Raw genomic sequence first — 17,561 nt, 5'->3', positions numbered from 1 at the left:
ATATGAGTACTTTCTTTGCTATCGTTCCCGATGTTTTTCGTAAACAGGAAGGAAGATGGACAGGGTAATCGAATTTCTAATGAAGGAGATTGCTAACGGTTCAATTAGGGTAATAAATAAGTAGCATTGAACTGCAGCTCGGCATTCACCTAAGAATGAGAAATGAATACTTCGCCTTATTTAACAGCATAATGAAGAAGGTATGTCTGAATTATGACCTAATTGAGAAAGAATATCATTTTCATATTATAATTATTATAAAATAGCTTGACAGATTGAATCGTTTAGTTAATAATAATTATTATAAAGTGTGTTACCGAGTGTGTTGTTACCGACATGCTCTAAATAAACCATAAATCAAAGTAGAGGAGATAGTAACTATGTCACTTATCGGAAAAGAAGTACTACCATTCAAAGCAAATGCATTCCAAAAAGGTCAATTCATCGAAGTTACAGAAGAGAACTTCAAAGGTAAATGGAGCGTAGTATGCTTCTATCCAGCTGACTTCACATTTGTCTGCCCTACTGAGCTTGAAGACTTGCAAAACCAATATGCAGAGCTGAAGAAATTGGGTGTTGAAGTATACTCCGTATCCACAGATACACACTTCACGCACAAAGCTTGGCATGAAAGCTCCCAGGCTATCGGCAAAGTTGAATATATTATGATCGGCGACCCATCCCATATCGTATCCCGCAACTTCGACGTATTGATCGAAGAAGCAGGTCTTGCAGACCGCGGTACGTTCATTATCGACCCAGATGGAATCATTCAAGCAGCTGAAATCAACGCTGGCGGCATCGGTCGTGATGCAAGTGCTCTTATCAACAAGATCAAAGCGGCACAATATGTTCGCAACAATCCAGGTGAAGTTTGCCCAGCGAAATGGCAAGAAGGCGGCAAAACATTGAAGCCAAGCCTTGACCTCGTGGGTAAAATCTAAGGAGTGTCCTTACAATGGCATTAGATCAAGATATCAAAGCACAACTAGAACAATATCTCCAGCTTCTTGAGGGAGATATTGTTCTCAAGGTCAGCGCTGGCTCTGATGATGCGTCTTCGGAGATGCTGTCCTTGGTGGAGGAACTCGCTGGCATGTCGTCTCGGATTACTGTGGAGAAGACACAGTTGTCCCGCACTCCTAGCTTTAGTGTGAACCGTGTAGGTGAAGATACAGGCGTTACTTTTGCCGGTACTCCGCTCGGACATGAGTTTACCTCTTTGGTATTGGCTTTGCTGCAAGTGAGCGGTAGAGCTCCTAAGGTAGAGCAGAGTGTGATTGATCAAATTAATAACATTCGCGGCGAATATAAGTTTGAAACTTATATCAGCCTGAGCTGCCATAACTGTCCGGATGTTGTTCAGGCGCTGAACTTGATGAGCATCCTCAACCCTGGCATTTCGCACACGATGATTGATGGTGCCGTATTCAAGGAAGAGGTAGAGAGCAAGGACGTTATGTCTGTGCCTAGCGTATACCTGAACGGCGAATTCTTCGGCGGCGGACGTATGACCGTTGAAGAAATTCTGGCTAAGCTTGGTACTGCTCCAGATGCATCCGAGTTCGATAATAAAGAGCCATTCGATGTTCTTGTTATTGGCGGTGGACCATCAGGTGCAAGTGCGGCGATTTACGCAGCACGCAAAGGGATCCGCACAGGTATCGTTGCAGAGCGCTTCGGTGGTCAGGTCAACGATACGCTCGGCATTGAGAATTTTATCAGTGTGAAATACACGGAAGGTCCTCAGCTCGTAGCGAATATTGAAAATCAAGTGAAAGAGTATAATATCGATGTCATGAAGCTTCAGCGTGCAAAACGCTTGGAGAAGAAGGACCTTATCGAAATTGAACTCGAAAACGGTGCTGTACTGAAAAGTAAGACCGTCATCGTATCGACAGGTGCTCGTTGGCGGAACGTAGGCGTCCCTGGTGAAGCAGAGTTCAAGAACAAAGGGGTAGCTTACTGCCCGCATTGTGATGGACCTCTGTTCACAGGCAAGGATGTGGCAGTCATTGGCGGCGGCAACTCTGGCATAGAGGCAGCAATCGATCTTGCGGGTATTGTAAAACATGTGACGGTACTTGAGTTCGCTCCAGAACTGAAAGCCGACGCTGTATTGCAAGACCGCTTGTACAGCCTACCGAATGTAACGGTATTGAAGAACGTGCAAACATCTGAAATTACCGGTACAGACAAGGTTGACGGCATTTCCTATATCGATCGCGCTACAGGTGAGACGAAGCATGTTGAGCTGCAAGGCGTATTCGTACAAATCGGTCTTGTGCCGAACACAGACTGGTTAGCTGATACCGTTGAGCGCACTCGCATGGGTGAAATCGTAGTAGACAGCCATGGTGCAACAAGCGTACCTGGTGTATTTGCAGCCGGCGATTGTACGAATAGCCCATACAAGCAGATCATCATCTCGATGGGATCTGGTGCTACAGCAGCATTGGGTGCATTCGATTATCTCATTCGCAATTAATTGATATCATCATGAATAGATACGCTTCTTGCCTCGTGGCAGGTCAAGCGAGCGGCGGCCCTCATTTCTTACATGAAGTGGGGGCTGTTGTTATTTGCCTATCAATACGGGACAGAGAGCTTTACAGGATTTAGGGTTGATTCGTTGTAATGTTGTAACTATAATGGTTACATGTATGTAGGTTGAAATTGACACATCTTGTATTGTTGGTTGCAGCCGTGATTACGATTGAAGAAAGGAATTGAAAAACCATCTATGAGTATACCTGTGCAACACAGTAATACGGCCTCAGCCATGTCTGCACCTACTCGGAAGCAGAGGCTGTCCATGGCCGTTATTCTTGGATCGATGACAGCGATTGGTCCGTTGTCAATTGATATGTATCTGCCTTCTTTGCCGATGTTGGCGAGTGACTTGCAGACGAGCACTTCCTTCGCGCAATTGAGCTTAACTGCCTGTCTCATGGGCTTAGCTTTTGGTCAGTTGATGCTGGGACCCCTCAGTGACGCAAGAGGGCGCCGGAAGCCGCTGATCCTCTCACTCGCCATTTACGTGATAGCTTCTCTTCTATGTGCTGTTGTTCCGTCCATAGGGGGCCTGATTGCCCTCCGCTTCATTCAGGGCATGGCTGGGTCTGGAGGCATTGTCATTGCCCGTGCCATGGTGCGCGATATGTATTCCGGCAGTGAATTGACGAAGTTCTTCTCGCTGCTCATGCTTATTAACGGGTTGGCGCCGATATTAGCCCCGATTGCTGGCGGACAGTTGCTTCAGTTTACGACTTGGCATGGGGTGTTTATCGTGCTCGGCTTGCTCGGTCTGCTTATGATGATCGCCGCATGGTTCGGTTTGCCGGAGACACTTCAGCCTGAGCGCCGTTCTACCGGCGGTCTGCGCACGACGATGGCAACCTTCCGTACACTGCTATCTGATCGTGAGTTCATGGGATATGCCTGCACACAAGGCTTCGTTTTCGCTGCGATGTTCGGTTATATATCGGGATCACCCTTTGTGCTGCAGGAAATTTACGGCGCATCCCCGCAAGCATACAGCCTGTTTTTCGCACTCAATGGCCTTGGGCTCATCATTGCGACACAAATTACGGGCCGCTTGGCGTCTCGCTTCCATGAGAAGCGGCTCTTCATTGCAGGAATTGTTCAAACCGTTAGCGGTGGTCTGCTGCTCTTAGCTGCGATACTGCTGCAGGCACCGTTAATTGCAGTTGTCATCGCCCTGTTCATTGTTGTATCGAGTACAGGGGTGGTCAATACGGCAGGCTTCTCTCTAGCGATGCAGAGCCAAGGGGAGAGAGCGGGCAGCGCATCGGCTATGCTGGGCTTGATGTCCTTCATTGCAGGCTCGCTTGCTGCTCCGCTTGTCGGCATTGCTGGCAGCCATACAGCCGTTCCGATGGGTGTTGTTATTGCGTGCTGCGGACTTGGCGCGGTAATGAGCTACTTGTTCATGATTCGCAAGCGGTAACGTCATAGACTTGTATCTTGTGCACAGTTGAACTCATATCATGTAACTTTTATTTATATGTATGTCCACATACAGAAGCGCTGGAGCAAGCGGAATGGTTCGCGAAGTCTCCAGCGCTTTTTAGTTTGATGATGGGTTGAAGGTTGTGATATGAATGCTTGGCTTATCCGGCAAGATTGTCGGTATGTACCTCTTGCTTGGTCACATGCTCAAGCCGCTTGGATCTGCGTGACAGTTGGTTGACGGTCAAAGTAATCATGAAGGCAGATAAGAGGCTCCCGACCATCGCAACGATGAATCCAGTCATGTTATTGGATAACAGAGGCGCCATGAACGAAGGAACGTATGCGGTGCCTTGTACTTCGAACATTCCGACCAATAAGCCGCCCAGTCCTGCGGATATGATAGCACCGCCGAAGATGAATTTGTTCGAGAACATGAACGGATACGCTGCTTCTACGAATGTGCCGAACCCGATATTAATCAGAAAGCCAGGTACGGCGACGGCTGCTTCTCCCTTATCGCGAGGGGCAATTATATTCGCTAACGTGATACCGGCAGACACCATGACAAGTCCAGCCATGTCTACGGCTCCAAGGAAGCTATTACCGGTCCGCTCCATTTCGAGCAGGACAATGGGCAGGATGGCTGCATGATATACACCGCCTAGAATGGCAGGCCATATGAGCAGTCCAGCGAGCAGTCCGGCTAGTATTGAGCTTGTAGATACAGCTGCTTCCAGCAGCCAGCGAATACCTTCACCGGCTTGAAGGGCGATCGGAGCAACCATGAAATAGACGATAAGCCCAGAAATTAAACCGGAGAGTCCGCCGGCGACAATGTTGACAGTTGTAGCAGGGAAGCGCCACTGTACACATTTACGAAAGAGAACATGCCCGAGCAGTCCAGCCCCAATCCCCCCAATGATTCCTCCAATAATGCCGCCCTCGACGGACATGACTCCGGCGATGATACCTGAGACGATGGATACCTCATCGAGATCCGAGATTTGCTTCGCTGCAATAGCTGCCAGAATGATAGGGAGTGCTTTAATCATAATGTCGAATATCTCGCTAAGTCCGGCCAGAGCAGGGATTTTGCTTAAGGCAAGCAGCAGTGCCATCGCAATAAAGCCGGGCAGAGAGGCGAGCATAATGCCGCGTATGCTAATGCGTCTCCAAGGTGAGCCCTCTCCTGTTCTGCCAGATGAGGCATCAGCAGTTGCGCCGATAATTGGCCGATAGGTCAATCCCCAATGCTGACATAGTGTGGTCACGAACGTGACTGCTCTTGTACGATTCGTCGTTCCGGTCGTGCCAGACACGGCCAGCACATTCGCTCCCTTGGCACTGGTGAGAGCCATGGACGTGCCGCCAGTTCCTGTGATCGGCAGATTCATATCTATCGCTGCTTCCACGGCATATGCGTTGGTGCGGGTAGGATCTGCACTCATCATAATGAGTGCGCCAATACGACCCTGGCGAATTTGCGCCGCAATATCTTGATCCAATTGCGTGGCAACCTGATTGATCTCATCTAGTGATCCTTCTGCAAGTGGCTTCGGAGTCTGGAGCGACTCATCCCAGCCATACAGGGCAGCCTGCGTAGAGCCTTTGGCGTTGTCCATTGATGCGTCTGCGCCAACGAACTGAATCGCTCCACAGCCGATCCCAGCACTCTCCAATTGGATGACAAGTTCTTGGAGCAGTTTAAGAGGGTCTTTGCCTCCTAAGTTATATAGGTTGCCTCCGCTGCTTCCGATGATTGCGATTGTTTTTGCCATAAACGATCCTCCTGTCTGCGGTGGAAAGAAGCTGTTCCATCTTTTTTTTTCTATATTATAGTAAAGTGGTAAATGGTTGAAGTAACAATCTATATGGCATGGAAAAAAGAGGAATAATTAGCCTCATTTCAATAAAAAAATAGGCAAATTGTGCAATGAGGAATGTTGGAAAGTAAGTCAGGGTCATCGGAGTGTTGCCGCGGTTTGCTAAGAGGGACGCAGGTAATAGAATAAGGCTGCTTGTCTCCAGGTAGAGATCGTAGGGACATGCAGCCTTAATGAAGGGAATAATCGAGAGATAGATAGAATGAATTAAAATTCAAGTCCCAGCACGGCAGGAATGCCTTCTTCGTAGTAATGCTTCACGGGCTGAATTTCCGATACGAGATCTGCAATTTCCATGATTTCCGGACAAGCTGAACGTCCTGTTATCACGATGTTCAGATGCTCGTGACGATTCTTAATTACTTCGATGATCTCAGCCCTTGGCAGAACATCATCAATCGGGAAGCTTGTAATTGCAAGTGCGTTGTTCAATTCATCCAGTACGATGAGATCATAATCACCAGACTGGATTTCCTGCTTCGCAATCGCCCATGCCTGCTTGAATGCTTCACGGTGCTCCTCCGGTGTCTTCAGCCAAGTAAATCCGATCCCCAGCTGTCTTACTTCAACACCCAGCTTCTCCAACGAAGCCTGTTCTCCGTAAGAGCGCTTGGGACTCTTGATGAACTGGAGCATCAGTACCTTGAAGCCATGTCCAACCGCTCTGACGCATAGCCCGACTGCTGCTGTCGTCTTCCCTTTGCCATCACCTGTATATACGAGCGTCATTCCTCTGGTTCGTGTCGCCATGTTGGCTGTCCCTCCTGTATGAGCCGGCATGCATCTTTCCAGCGTGCTGGCATAATCTTGGTAGCATATATTACTCCCATAGTATCACTGAGGGGAAGGCCTGTCGACTAAGAGGGAGGGGATGAACCGACTGGCGGTTTATCTGGCTGAACGCACGGCAATACTGGAAAACAGAATCTATGGCTGTCGGCGGAAAGCCAGCAGCACAACAAGCAGGCATGCGATCAACTGCAGAAGTGAGGAAGGACGTCTATGGATCAGCTGCAAGCAAGCTTACAACGCAATCTGGATTATATTCGGACGAAGCTCGGCAATAGCTCTGATATTGTGATTCGTGAATTGCGAGTCGGGGGCAAGGGCGAGCAAAGAATCGCATTAATATATACGGATGGACTAGTCGATCAGGCGATTATTATCGACTTTATGATGGAGTCGCTCTTGGGTGACAGCCAAGTTTTGCAAGGTGATAATTCCACGCAACAATCAGATTCGGCTGCATCACAAGGCTCCATGGGCGCAAACGGTACGCCGGATTGGTCGGGAGGATCGGGGGCTGCATGGTCTGGATATGCACCAACTTTTGCTTCCACTAGCGGAGTACAAGGTTCGCAACAAGGCATGCAACAAGACTCACAACAAGGTTCGCAACAAGGCATGCAACAAGACTCACAACAAGGTACGCAACAAAGTACGCAACAAGGCACGCAACAAGGCATACAACAAGGAACGCAACAAGGCACGCAACAAGGAACGCAACAGGGCATGCAACAAGGAACGCAACAGGGCATGCAACAAGGAACGCAACAGGGCATGCAACAAGGTTCACAACAAGGCACGCAACAAGGTTTGCAACAAGGCATGCAACAAGGCACGCAACAAGGCACGCAACAAGGCATGCAACAAGGAACGCAACAGGGCATGCAACAAGGTTCACAACAAGGCACGCAACAAGGTTTGCAACAAGGCATGCAACAAGGCACGCAACAAAGCTCGCAGCAAGGCTCGCAGCAGAGCCCGCAACAAGGCTCGCAGCAAGGCATGCAACAAGACCCGCAACAAAGCTGGCAACAGGGTGCGCAGCAAGGCTCGCAACAAGGTTCGCAACAAGGTTCGCAACAAGGTTCACAACAAGGTTCGCAACAAGGTTCGCAACAAGACACGCAACAAGGTTCACAACAAGGCACGCAACAAGGTTTGCAACAAAGTACGCAACAAGGTTCACAACAAGGCACGCAACAAAGCTCGCAGCAAGGTTTGCAACAAGGAATGCAACAAGGTTCGCAACAAGGCACGCAGCCTGGGGCGGGTGGGTCTTCAGATATGATTAATCTATTGCAAGAGCGAGTGCTTGCAGTGGGGAAAATTGAGCCTGTTACCTGCTTCGACGATGTATTCCAAGGGGTGCTGTCCGGCAATACAGTATTGCTCCTGGATGGTTATACAACGGGATTGTCGGCCTGCACACAGGGATGGAAGGATCGCGGTGTAGTAGAGGCAACAACAGAACCATCTGTTCGAGGTTCTCGTGAGGCGTTCTCTGAGACACTACGAACGAATACATCACTGGTTCGGAGAAGGATCAAGCATCAGGATTTACGCGTGGAGACGAAGTCGTTCGGTCGTCTCACACAAACGAATGTCGCAATTATGTTCATTCAAGGGATCGCCAATGACAAGGTCGTACAAGAGGTACGAGACCGTATGGCTCGAGTCGATATTGACGGCATTCTGGAGAGTGGATACATCGAAGAATTGATTCAGGACAAGACGTTCACGCCCTTCCCAACCGTGTACAATACAGAACGCCCAGATGTCATTGCAGCAGAGCTGCTGGAAGGGAAGATTGCGATTCTCGTAGATGGCACACCATCCGTGCTTGTAGTTCCTGCGCTATTCGTATCTTTCCTCCATGCGGCTGAGGATTACTTCTTCCGATCGGACATCAGCAGTCTAGTTCGTATCCTTCGCTATATCGGTATCTTCATCGCACTGTTAGGGCCATCACTATATGTTGCAATTACGACATTCCACCAGGAGATGCTTCCAACGCAGCTGCTGATCAGCTTGGCGGCACAGCGGGAAGGGATCCCTTTCCCTGCTGTCATCGAGGCGATTATGATGGAGATTCTATTCGAGCTGCTTCGGGAAGCAGGAATCCGAATGCCAAGAATGATTGGGCCAGCAGTGTCAGTTGTGGGAACGCTCGTCATTGGACAAGCTGCGGTCGATGCGGGTATCGTCTCTGCTGCGATGGTCATCGTTGTGTCGACGACGGCGATTTGCAGCTTCGTATTTCCTGCATACAGCATGTCGAATGCGTTCCGTATGCTTCGCTTTCCACTCATGCTGCTCGCTGCATCTTTTGGGCTGTTCGGGGTATGCATCGGTCTGGTCGCCATTGTGCTCCACTTGTGCAGCCTGCGCTCCTTTGGTGTCCCTTATATGAGTCCGCTGGCACCCATCATTATCAAAGATCAGAAAGACACAATCTTTCGGCTCCCGCAGTGGGCAATGCGGACAAGACCAAGCTATATGAGCCCGAACAATAAGAATCGGCAGCAGCCTCCGGAACAAGCTAAGCCCAAGCCAACAAAATAACAACACCATCAAGTGAAAAAAAGGGGGGCGTCAGTCATGAAGCGGAGATCCGTTCTCCTCAGCTGCTTGTTACTTCTGCTGCTTGGTCTGCTCGTCTCCGGCTGTTGGAATCGGCGTGAGATGAATGATTTGGCCATTGCGGTAGGAATGGGAATTGATAAAGCGGACAATGGACAGTATGAGGTATTTGTACAGGTTGTGGATCCAAGCGGGGTGTCGGCACGCAAGCCTAGCGGCGACAGAGCGCCTGTAACGCTGTATAGCGCAAAGGGAAGTACGGTGTTCCAAGCGATACGACGCATGACCACGATTACACCTCGCAAGGTGTATTTCTCGCATCTGCGAATTTTTGTTTTTGGAGAAGAAATGGCGCGTGAGGGCATCAGCAAGCCGCTTGATTTCTTATCGCGTGATCAAGAGCTGCGTACTGATTTTTATCTCGTGGTTGCTAAGGGGACTACGGCGAGGGATATATTGAACTTCTATACGCCGCTCGATAAAATACCTGCCAATAAAATGTATAAGTCGCTAGAGGTGTCGGATAAGACATGGGCACCGACGGTTGGTGTTCGGTTGGATGATTTGATAACGAATATGACCAGTTACGGGAAGGATGCAGTGCTGACAGGTATATTGATTCAAGGGGATCGTGAGGCAGGGAAAAAGAAGAAGAATGTAGAGCTAATCGAGACTCAGGCGCTATTAAAGTATTCAGGCATAGCTATCTTCAAGGGCGACAAGCTCATGGGATGGATGAACGAGGTGGAGAGCAAGGGATACAGCAACCTGACAGATAATTTGCAGAACACCTATGTTCAAATTCCCTGCAAGTCTGGGGGGAAGGCGGGGGTGGAGGTTATTCATTCCAAGACCAAGGTGAAGGCAAAGGTTACGAATAATCGACCAGAAATCAACGTCTTCATACGAACAGAGGCTAATGTTGCGGATGTTGAATGCGAAATGGATACTAGCCAGCAGTCTACCTTACATCAATTGGAGCAGGCGGCAGAACAAGTGATGATTAGCCATTCAACCAAATCACTGCAGCGAGCGCAGGCAGTAGGTGCAGATATATTCGGATTCGGCGAAGCTGTCCACCGGGCATACCCGGGTTACTGGAATCAGCATAAGGAACGGTGGTCGGAACTGTTCAAGGAGCTACCTGTCAACATTCAAGTGGATCTGAAGATCGTACGGACAGGGACAATTGGCAACTCATTCTTACGTGACGTGAAGGAGTAGGGGAGATGTGGATCAGTATTGGCTCAATTGTAATCGCGGCGATCACCTTCCTGTCTGAATCCTCTCGTATGAAGCGGCAGCAATTATCCAAGGAACGCTGGGTGCTGCTGATCATGCTGCTCATCGCTGCTGGGTTTGGTATCATCCTTGGGATGAAAATGAGGATACCGAATCCTATGGATTGGATCATGATGGTGTTTAAGCCTTTGAGGCGATTTCTGTAGTAAATAACGACAAGCAAGCTAGTGAGATGCTGCATCAAGGAGGTGATAGGGCGGATGAAGGATCAATCCATCATAAGTATTCGTCAGCTGACAATCTTGACGGCACTATTTATTATCGGAAGTGCGATCTTGATTATCCCATCGAGCCTAGCGGAAGAAGCCCGGCAGGATGGATGGCTATCCGCTCTATTGTCCTTAGTTCTTGGCCTGCTCGTCGTCCCCCTGTACTCCGCCCTATGCCGAAGATACCCGGGACAATCGATAGCAGAATATTGTGAGTTGATCCTTGGCAAGGTGCTCGGCAAGGCAGCTTCGCTTTGCTTCATTATCGGATTTGCACTTACCACAGCGGCGCTTACCCTGCGGGATATCGGCGATTTCATAACGATGCAGATTATGCCGGAGACACCGGCTGTGGCGACTCATATTGTTTTTATGTTCATCATCATTTTCGGTGCCTATCTTGGAATTGAAGTGTTTGCGCGAGGAGCTGAGATATTTTTCCCATGGGTACTGCTTCTATTTATTTGCTTTATTTTGTTTGTAATGCCGCAAGTTGAAGTGAAGCAGTTGTTGCCGGTTCTCGAACGTGGATTTGTGCCGGTCATTCGCGGGGGATTGACCTTCTTCAGCTTTCCTTTCCTCGACATGGCAATCTTGCTGCTGATTCTTCCTTCAGTTAAGAACCAAGGCAAAGTGGCAAATGCTTTACTGTGGGGATGCATAATTGGCGGGGCGTTCCTGATCATTACAACGTTATTGTCTATATTGACCCTTGGAGCCGATAGTACGGCACGGCATATGTATCCGACCTATGCGCTGGCCAAAAAAATCAGCATCGGTAATTTCTTGGAGCGGATCGAGGCGGTGATGGCGGTCATTTGGTTTTTGACGACCTACTTCCGAATGGCGCTGCTTCTGTATGCGACCGCGGTAGGCCTCGCCCAATCCTTGAAGCTAGCTGAACACCGCTTCCTCATCATTCCGCTAGGGATGATCACGGTCAGCTGGTCGATCTTATTCATCCCGAATTCTTCCTATCTTAGCAAACTGCTCGATCATTGGGCGACCTATGCGCTTCTGCCCGGGCTTGTCCTGCCCTTGCTCCTGCTGTTAGTTGATACGTACCGATCCAACGCTCAGGCGAAGACACAGCAAGAAGAGAGTGCTCCTCAGAATGAATCATGCAAAGAGCAAGGGGATGCGATTGAGAACGGATCCACCTTCATTGATAAAGGAGGCGGAAGTGATGTGCCCATGGATGATGCTCCTACTGCTCTTCGGCCAAGCAGTGGACGAACATCTCCTCCTGAACGCTAAGTACATGAATGACTGAGCATACACCTCTCTCATGGTACAATGGAGTCATCTTAAGGAACAGGAGCGGCTTATTTATGTGGACACATCTATTGGAGCTGGCGGCGATATGGATACCGATAATTAATTTATTATTTGCGGCAATCGTTATTTTTCTAGAGAGACGCAATGTAGGGGGGACGTGGGCATGGTTAATGCTCCTCTTGCTGCTCCCATTCATCGGATTCCTATTCTATATTTTGTTCGGTCAGAATCTGGCTCGACGGAAGGTCTATCGAATCAAGCCTCGGAATGAACGTCTTGTTCGAGATGAAATTGCAGCTCAAGTGCGGCGAATTCGGGAGGGAACCTTCGAATATCAGGATGATGGCGTGAAATACTATGAACCGCTTATTTATATGAACTTGGTAAGCAGCTACTCTCCTTTAACACAGGACAACAAGGTGAATGTCATTGCAGACGGGGACGAGATGATGGATCGGCTAGTTGATCGAATTCAAAATGCTGAAGATCATGTCCATTTGCTGTATTACAAGCTTGCTGGGGATGCGACCGGACGCAGAATCATTGACGCGTTGACGGAGCGCGCTGCGAATGGTGTCGAGGTAAGGCTGCTGTATGACGATATTGGATCGCCTGCCTTGAAGGATAGGGATCTTGCAGCTCTGCGTGAAGCAGGCGGAGAAGTATTCCGCTTCTTCCCATCGCGGATCCCGTATCTTAATTTGCGTGTCAACTATCGCAATCACCGAAAAATCGCGGTTATGGATGGCAAAGTTGGGTTTGTTGGCGGATTTAATATCGGTGATGAGTACGTCGGACTCGATCCGAAGATTGGACATTGGCGCGATACTCATCTTGAGCTGCAAGGAGGGGCTGTTCATCGCCTTCAGGGCCAGTTCTTGCTTGATTGGTCCATCGCGTCTGAACAGTATCTGGCCTTTAATGAAAGATACTTTCCAACACCAGTTCATACAGGGAATACGGCCGTTCAAATTGTATCCAGCGGTCCGGATTCAGATAAGCAGCAAATCCGAAATGGACTGCTTAAGCTAATATTTGAAGCCAAGGATCGCATCTATGTGCAGACACCGTATCTCGTGCCAGATGATAGTGTGCTCATCGCGTTAAAGGTTGCCGTACAATCTGGGGTTGATGTATGCATCATGATTCCGAAGAAGGGGGACAGTCAGTTGGTACAATGGGCATCAAATGCGTATCTTGGTGAATTGCTTCGTGCTGGTGCTAAGTGCTATTGGTATGAGAAGGGTTTCCTGCATGCCAAGACGATGGTTGTAGATGGATGGGCTGCTACGGTTGGTACGGCGAATCTGGATCATCGCAGCTTCAGCTTGAACTTCGAAGTTAATGCCTTCCTCTATGACAAAGCGGTAGCGGGAGAGCTCGACAAGTTGTTCGAGCAGGATATGAAGGAGTCTATCGCGTTAAATTGGGATACGTACCAGAAGCGGTCAATCCGTCACCGATTTGTAGAATCCATCGCACGGCTGGTGTCGCCGATATTATAATGTGTAATACCTAATTATGGACATACTTGACATCGAGTTGCAATCACACTACAATTTGTAGTGGGAGGAATTCCACGATGAAAATTCATAACTTCAAATTCCACGAGAGTGGATTGAACCGGTTCTTCGGGCCGCTGGAGGCCAAGGTTATGTCTGTCCTGTGGGAAGGTTCTGAAATGACGATTAAGGACGTGCAGAAGAAGCTTGAGGCAGAGAAGTGCGTCAACTTCAACACCGTCATGACGGTCATGAACCGACTCGTGGATAAGGGAGTCCTGGTCAAGCGCACGGAGGGGCGTTCTTCCTTATTCCGACCAGTATTGTGTCGGGATGCCTTCCTCGATACGCAGTCCAAGGAATTAACGCATGAGCTGATGGATGAATTCGGTCCGCTTGTCGTGAATCACATGCTGGATGCCTTGGAGGATGTAGATGAGGGGCTGCTGGACAAATTGGAACAAAAAATCAAGCAATTGAAAAAGGATAAATAGACAATGTGGAAAAATCGATCTACGTTCATTTTCAGTTCGATGCTTCTAATTGCAGCCGTGTTGTTCTGTCAAATGGTACTATATGCGATGAAGGTGCTTGCCGGATGGGAACTGCACTTCAATCTCGTCGAGGCGTGCTCCACGCTCATGCAGAACTACGGATTGTCCAAGTTCGTGTACGTGCTTGATGCCTATGTGTTCTGTACGCTTATTAGCGTACTGATCCTGTTCATCCGGCAGATGTGGCTGTCTCGCAAAGCATACTGGAAGCTGCATGCGTATCGCAGTCAGGAGCTGACGCTTCAGATGAATAGTCGGTTCTATGAAGGCAAGCAGCGAATGATGATTGTCGAGCATGCTTCCCCGATCGCCTTCACGATGGGGCTATGGTTGCCAATCGTGGTTGTATCGACCGGCTTAATGGAAATGCTTGATGACGATGAGCTGGAAGCTGTTGTCCATCATGAGGCTTTCCATCAGATGCACCGAGATCCATTGCGGATGTTCATTCTGTCTCTTCTCGCTTCGGTCATGTGGTATATGCCAATTATGAGATGGTCGAAGCAGCAGTATAACATCATCCGTGAAGTACTGGCCGATCATTATGCCATTGGACGTCTCGGAACATCGGCACACTTAGGGAGCGCATTGCTCAAGATGTTGAAGCAAGGCAAGGCGCCGCGCATGCCATTTGCGTACGTCTCATTCGCAGATACATCGATTAATTACCGGATTCGCCAGCTGTTGGAGCCAGATACAGATATTCCGATGAAGCTGCCGTTTACGCCGGCTATTGTGTCACTGCAAGTATTGCTTGCATTATGTTTATTGTTCTTTGCTGCTATGCCTTAATTTTTTTTAGAGTTTTACACTACAATGCGTAGTTTTAATTAAAGGTTCATGAATCAACCATACTAACACATATTATGTTAATAGGAGGCGTTCTATTATGTCAGTAAATCAAGGATTAGGTACATTGTTCATCAGGCTTGCGTTAGGGATTATTTTCTTCATTCACGGGCTGGATAAGTTCCAAGGGGGTCTCGACAATACAGCAGGCTTCTTCGAAAGTCTGGGTATTCCGGGATTCATGGGGTATGTTGTCGCGGCTACTGAATTGATTGGAGGCCTTTTGCTCATCGTTGGTCTTGGTACAAGATGGATTGGGGCGGCGTTTACCGTCATTATGCTTATGGCTATCTTCACGGTGAAGCTGCAAATGGGCTTCGTAGGCGGCTATGAATTGGATGTTGCGCTTGCAGCCATGTCGTTGTACTTGGTTGTAAGTGGAGGCGCGGACTACTCGCTAGACCGTGTATTGTTCCGCCGCGGTAAAGCAGCTCAATAAGAGCGCAATATGAAGCATTTTCTCATCGATGATGTCGATGGGGAAATGCTTTTTTTCATATTTATTTCATTTCTTGTGAAAATCGCTATACTAAGTAATACGTGTATGAATTCGCAAACAGGGGGATGACATGCTTAAGAATCGAAGAACACTGCGCTATTTGGGGCTATTCACCATTGCAGTGATAGTGTACAAGCTCATCGACAATATTGCTTATGTGCTTAGTGGAGTCGTAGCCTTATTGTCTATGCTTACACCGTTTTTTATCGCTTGTTTTATTGCCTACCTTCTTCGCCCACTTGTCAATCTATTGGAGAAGAGACTGCTAGCTAGGACAAAATCGAGGCGATTCGTTAGTATTATAGCCGTGTATACCTTGTTTTTCGGCATTATTGTACTGCTGATTACGGTTATTACACCGCGGGTGATTGAGAGTGTAAGCACATTGCTGGCTGATATGCCGATCTATATGGAGAGTACGAAGATATGGCTGCAGGCCAATGTCATGAGTAAGGAATGGTTCATTCAATCCGGAATCTCGAGCAGCATTAGCGAGCATTTCAGCTCTGTCTCCAGTCAAATTAGTGACTTCTTGAAGCTGATGCTGAATAATTTGCTGTCCAGCTTGTTTACCTTTACGTCTGCGCTGTTGAATCTCGTTATCGGCTTTATCGTCTCGATCTACTTGCTGAAGGACAAGGAGAAGATCGGGACAGGCGCGAAGCGCACTTTGCACGGCCTGCTTAAGAAGGAACGGGCTGAAGGCGTCATTGATTTCGTGAGAAAAATGGACATGATTTTCTCGCAATATTTTGTAGGGGTCATTTTGGATGCAACGGTCGTAGGCAGCATCGTATTCATTGGACTCCTAATTATTCAAGCGCCATATGCGCTGTTGTCTGCTCTGCTCGTGGCCATAACGAATGTGATCCCGTACTTCGGTCCATTTATGGGGATGTTGTTCGTCGGTATCATTACGTTGTTTGTATCACCAGAACAGACGCTATGGATTACGTTGTTTATTTTCATCGTCCAACAGTTCGACGGTTATTATATCGGTCCGAAAATTGTGGGCAATAAAGTGGGGATAGGTCCCATTTGGATTATCTTTGCGATTATTATTGGAGGCGCTATGTTCGGCATTTTGGGTATGTTCATTGCCGTCCCAGTTGTCGCAGTGCTTAAGACGGCGGTGGATTCATTTATTCAACGTCGTATTGGTGAACAGTAAGAACGAACAGATAATAAGGAAAAAGGTGCCAAAGGGGGGGCGTGTGCTCTCCCTCTGGCACCTTTTTATATGCTAGCGGTAAATCTAGTAGGGGCAGACTGGAAATAAGCAAGACACATATAGGATTGAATACATATTCAAATTATTTTTTATGCAACATTATGCATACTTCCTCCGTCTATGAAGACAAACCGAATAATCGTAAGGCATCAAGAAGTAGGTACATAGGTGTGCCCCAACAACATGAGATTAGAGGAGGAATTTAAAATGAAAAAATGGAACAAAGGCTTGGCAATTGCATCAATTATGGCGGTACTTAGCGTACCATTCGCTGGAGCAGTAGCTGCTGAGGCCATTCAAGGTCATGTCGTATCGTCTCACCCTGTAGAGGAGGGCTCGACATTGCCAGAAGAACATGTGACATCACAAGGAATTATTGAGTCGGGGAACGGAAGTAAATTTGTTCTCCGTGGTCAACAATATTTGCATATTAATGTACAAGACAACACGGTTATCGTGAACGAGAAGGGACAGACGCTCAGCAAAGATGCCTTGAAAGAGGGTGCAATTGTTGAGGTTCAATTTGGACCGATTATGCTCATGACCTTCCCGGGAACAGTCGGAGCCGAGAAAATTGTTGTCAAAGGCGAAACAACGGCTAAGGAAGGCAAAGTGCTTAGCGTAACGAAGACAGAAGGCGATGTAAATGGTCGTGTTCATGTCGATGTAGATAATGATGGCAATATCAATAATGACGTCGTTTTGAATATCTCGAAAGAAACATACATTATGGACAAGCAAGGTGTAGCTTTGAAATTGGCGGATTTGAAGGAAGGGCAGAAAGTGAAGGCCTTCCACTCTCTGGCAATGACTTTCTCCCTTCCAGGACAGTCGCACGCTAGCCTTATTATCGTTGAATAATCGAGACAACAGGGAATATGTGGTGCGGAATACAACCATACTACGTGTAGCT

Annotated in this window: 15 protein-coding genes; 13 read left to right on the top strand and 2 right to left on the bottom strand. The window is 48.1% G+C overall.

Going from position 1 to position 17,561, the window contains the following annotated elements:
• Nucleotides 1-380: 380 nt before the first annotated feature.
• The 3 genes from ahpC (at nucleotide 381) to ABN764_RS07800 (ending at nucleotide 3,970) form a co-directional block, all read left to right on the top strand.
• Nucleotides 381-944, top strand: coding sequence for an alkyl hydroperoxide reductase subunit C (ahpC, locus tag ABN764_RS07810; RefSeq protein WP_021257326.1), 564 nt, complete (start codon nucleotides 381-383; stop codon nucleotides 942-944).
• A 14-nt stretch (nucleotides 945-958) separates the two neighbouring features.
• Nucleotides 959-2,488, top strand: a complete 1,530-nt coding sequence (ahpF, locus tag ABN764_RS07805; protein WP_021257325.1) for an alkyl hydroperoxide reductase subunit F — start codon at nucleotides 959-961, stop codon at nucleotides 2,486-2,488.
• 255 nt (nucleotides 2,489-2,743) lie between these two features.
• A complete protein-coding gene (locus tag ABN764_RS07800; protein ID WP_446671487.1) occupies nucleotides 2,744-3,970 on the top strand; it encodes a multidrug effflux MFS transporter in 1,227 nt (408 codons plus the stop codon).
• A 163-nt stretch (nucleotides 3,971-4,133) separates the two neighbouring features.
• On the opposite strand, the gene ABN764_RS07795 is transcribed toward ABN764_RS07800, so the two are convergent.
• Together ABN764_RS07795 and ABN764_RS07790 are read right to left on the bottom strand one after the other, a co-directional pair.
• Nucleotides 4,134-5,753 (bottom strand): PTS sugar transporter, encoded by a 1,620-nt coding sequence (locus tag ABN764_RS07795; RefSeq protein WP_446671486.1) that lies wholly within the window; start codon nucleotides 5,751-5,753, stop codon nucleotides 4,134-4,136.
• 312 nt (nucleotides 5,754-6,065) lie between these two features.
• Nucleotides 6,066-6,608 carry a cob(I)yrinic acid a,c-diamide adenosyltransferase gene (locus ABN764_RS07790; RefSeq protein WP_072729162.1) on the bottom strand — a complete coding sequence of 181 codons (543 nt, stop codon included), beginning with the start codon at nucleotides 6,606-6,608 and terminating at the stop codon, nucleotides 6,066-6,068.
• 252 nt (nucleotides 6,609-6,860) lie between these two features.
• Between ABN764_RS07790 and ABN764_RS07785 the strand changes: the two genes are divergently transcribed.
• The 10 genes from ABN764_RS07785 to ABN764_RS07740 all read left to right on the top strand — a co-directional run bounded on the left by ABN764_RS07785 (nucleotide 6,861) and on the right by ABN764_RS07740 (nucleotide 17,509).
• On the top strand, nucleotides 6,861-9,206 hold the full coding sequence (locus ABN764_RS07785) for a spore germination protein (protein ID WP_446671485.1): 2,346 nt from the start codon (nucleotides 6,861-6,863) through the stop codon (nucleotides 9,204-9,206).
• Nucleotides 9,207-9,242: 36 nt separating this feature from the next.
• Nucleotides 9,243-10,448, top strand: a complete 1,206-nt coding sequence (locus ABN764_RS07780) for a Ger(x)C family spore germination protein (protein ID WP_446671484.1) — start codon at nucleotides 9,243-9,245, stop codon at nucleotides 10,446-10,448.
• Between the two features lie 5 nt (nucleotides 10,449-10,453).
• Nucleotides 10,454-10,672 carry a hypothetical protein gene (locus ABN764_RS07775; RefSeq protein WP_021257319.1) on the top strand — a complete coding sequence of 73 codons (219 nt, stop codon included), beginning with the start codon at nucleotides 10,454-10,456 and terminating at the stop codon, nucleotides 10,670-10,672.
• A gap of 54 nt (nucleotides 10,673-10,726) precedes the next feature.
• Nucleotides 10,727-11,992 (top strand): GerAB/ArcD/ProY family transporter, encoded by a 1,266-nt coding sequence (locus tag ABN764_RS07770; protein ID WP_446671483.1) that lies wholly within the window; start codon nucleotides 10,727-10,729, stop codon nucleotides 11,990-11,992.
• 74 nt (nucleotides 11,993-12,066) lie between these two features.
• Nucleotides 12,067-13,518 carry a cardiolipin synthase gene (gene cls / locus ABN764_RS07765; RefSeq protein WP_446671482.1) on the top strand — a complete coding sequence of 484 codons (1,452 nt, stop codon included), beginning with the start codon at nucleotides 12,067-12,069 and terminating at the stop codon, nucleotides 13,516-13,518.
• A gap of 77 nt (nucleotides 13,519-13,595) precedes the next feature.
• The gene (locus tag ABN764_RS07760) at nucleotides 13,596-14,009 is read left to right on the top strand and encodes a BlaI/MecI/CopY family transcriptional regulator (protein ID WP_021257316.1); all 414 of its coding nucleotides are present in this window, start codon (nucleotides 13,596-13,598) and stop codon (nucleotides 14,007-14,009) included.
• A 3-nt stretch (nucleotides 14,010-14,012) separates the two neighbouring features.
• Complete coding sequence (locus tag ABN764_RS07755) at nucleotides 14,013-14,861, top strand: M56 family metallopeptidase (RefSeq protein WP_021262303.1); 849 nt, start codon at nucleotides 14,013-14,015, stop codon at nucleotides 14,859-14,861.
• Between the two features lie 97 nt (nucleotides 14,862-14,958).
• Nucleotides 14,959-15,357 carry a DoxX family protein gene (locus tag ABN764_RS07750; protein WP_174807625.1) on the top strand — a complete coding sequence of 133 codons (399 nt, stop codon included), beginning with the start codon at nucleotides 14,959-14,961 and terminating at the stop codon, nucleotides 15,355-15,357.
• A 130-nt stretch (nucleotides 15,358-15,487) separates the two neighbouring features.
• Nucleotides 15,488-16,588 carry an AI-2E family transporter gene (locus ABN764_RS07745; RefSeq protein ID WP_446671481.1) on the top strand — a complete coding sequence of 367 codons (1,101 nt, stop codon included), beginning with the start codon at nucleotides 15,488-15,490 and terminating at the stop codon, nucleotides 16,586-16,588.
• A gap of 267 nt (nucleotides 16,589-16,855) precedes the next feature.
• Nucleotides 16,856-17,509, top strand: a complete 654-nt coding sequence (locus ABN764_RS07740) for a hypothetical protein (RefSeq protein WP_072729155.1) — start codon at nucleotides 16,856-16,858, stop codon at nucleotides 17,507-17,509.
• Nucleotides 17,510-17,561 lie beyond the last annotated feature (52 nt).

Source organism: Paenibacillus wuxiensis, assembly GCF_040195695.1.
GTDB lineage: Bacteria > Bacillota > Bacilli > Paenibacillales > Paenibacillaceae > Paenibacillus_B > Paenibacillus_B suaedae.
This window is presented reverse-complemented; position numbering and strand designations above follow the sequence as displayed.

Coding starts and splice junctions, on each gene's coding strand:
- cls (WP_446671482.1), top strand. CDS start 12,067: ATGTGGACACATCTATTGGAGCTGGCGGCGATATGGATACCGATAATT.
- ABN764_RS07790 (WP_072729162.1), bottom strand. CDS start 6,608: ATGGCGACACGAACCAGAGGAATGACGCTCGTATATACAGGTGATGGC.
- ahpF (WP_021257325.1), top strand. CDS start 959: ATGGCATTAGATCAAGATATCAAAGCACAACTAGAACAATATCTCCAG.
- ABN764_RS07750 (WP_174807625.1), top strand. CDS start 14,959: ATGTCAGTAAATCAAGGATTAGGTACATTGTTCATCAGGCTTGCGTTA.
- ABN764_RS07780 (WP_446671484.1), top strand. CDS start 9,243: ATGAAGCGGAGATCCGTTCTCCTCAGCTGCTTGTTACTTCTGCTGCTT.
- ABN764_RS07755 (WP_021262303.1), top strand. CDS start 14,013: ATGTGGAAAAATCGATCTACGTTCATTTTCAGTTCGATGCTTCTAATT.
- ABN764_RS07775 (WP_021257319.1), top strand. CDS start 10,454: ATGTGGATCAGTATTGGCTCAATTGTAATCGCGGCGATCACCTTCCTG.
- ahpC (WP_021257326.1), top strand. CDS start 381: ATGTCACTTATCGGAAAAGAAGTACTACCATTCAAAGCAAATGCATTC.
- ABN764_RS07740 (WP_072729155.1), top strand. CDS start 16,856: ATGAAAAAATGGAACAAAGGCTTGGCAATTGCATCAATTATGGCGGTA.
- ABN764_RS07770 (WP_446671483.1), top strand. CDS start 10,727: ATGAAGGATCAATCCATCATAAGTATTCGTCAGCTGACAATCTTGACG.
- ABN764_RS07745 (WP_446671481.1), top strand. CDS start 15,488: ATGCTTAAGAATCGAAGAACACTGCGCTATTTGGGGCTATTCACCATT.
- ABN764_RS07785 (WP_446671485.1), top strand. CDS start 6,861: ATGGATCAGCTGCAAGCAAGCTTACAACGCAATCTGGATTATATTCGG.
- ABN764_RS07795 (WP_446671486.1), bottom strand. CDS start 5,753: ATGGCAAAAACAATCGCAATCATCGGAAGCAGCGGAGGCAACCTATAT.
- ABN764_RS07800 (WP_446671487.1), top strand. CDS start 2,744: ATGAGTATACCTGTGCAACACAGTAATACGGCCTCAGCCATGTCTGCA.
- ABN764_RS07760 (WP_021257316.1), top strand. CDS start 13,596: ATGAAAATTCATAACTTCAAATTCCACGAGAGTGGATTGAACCGGTTC.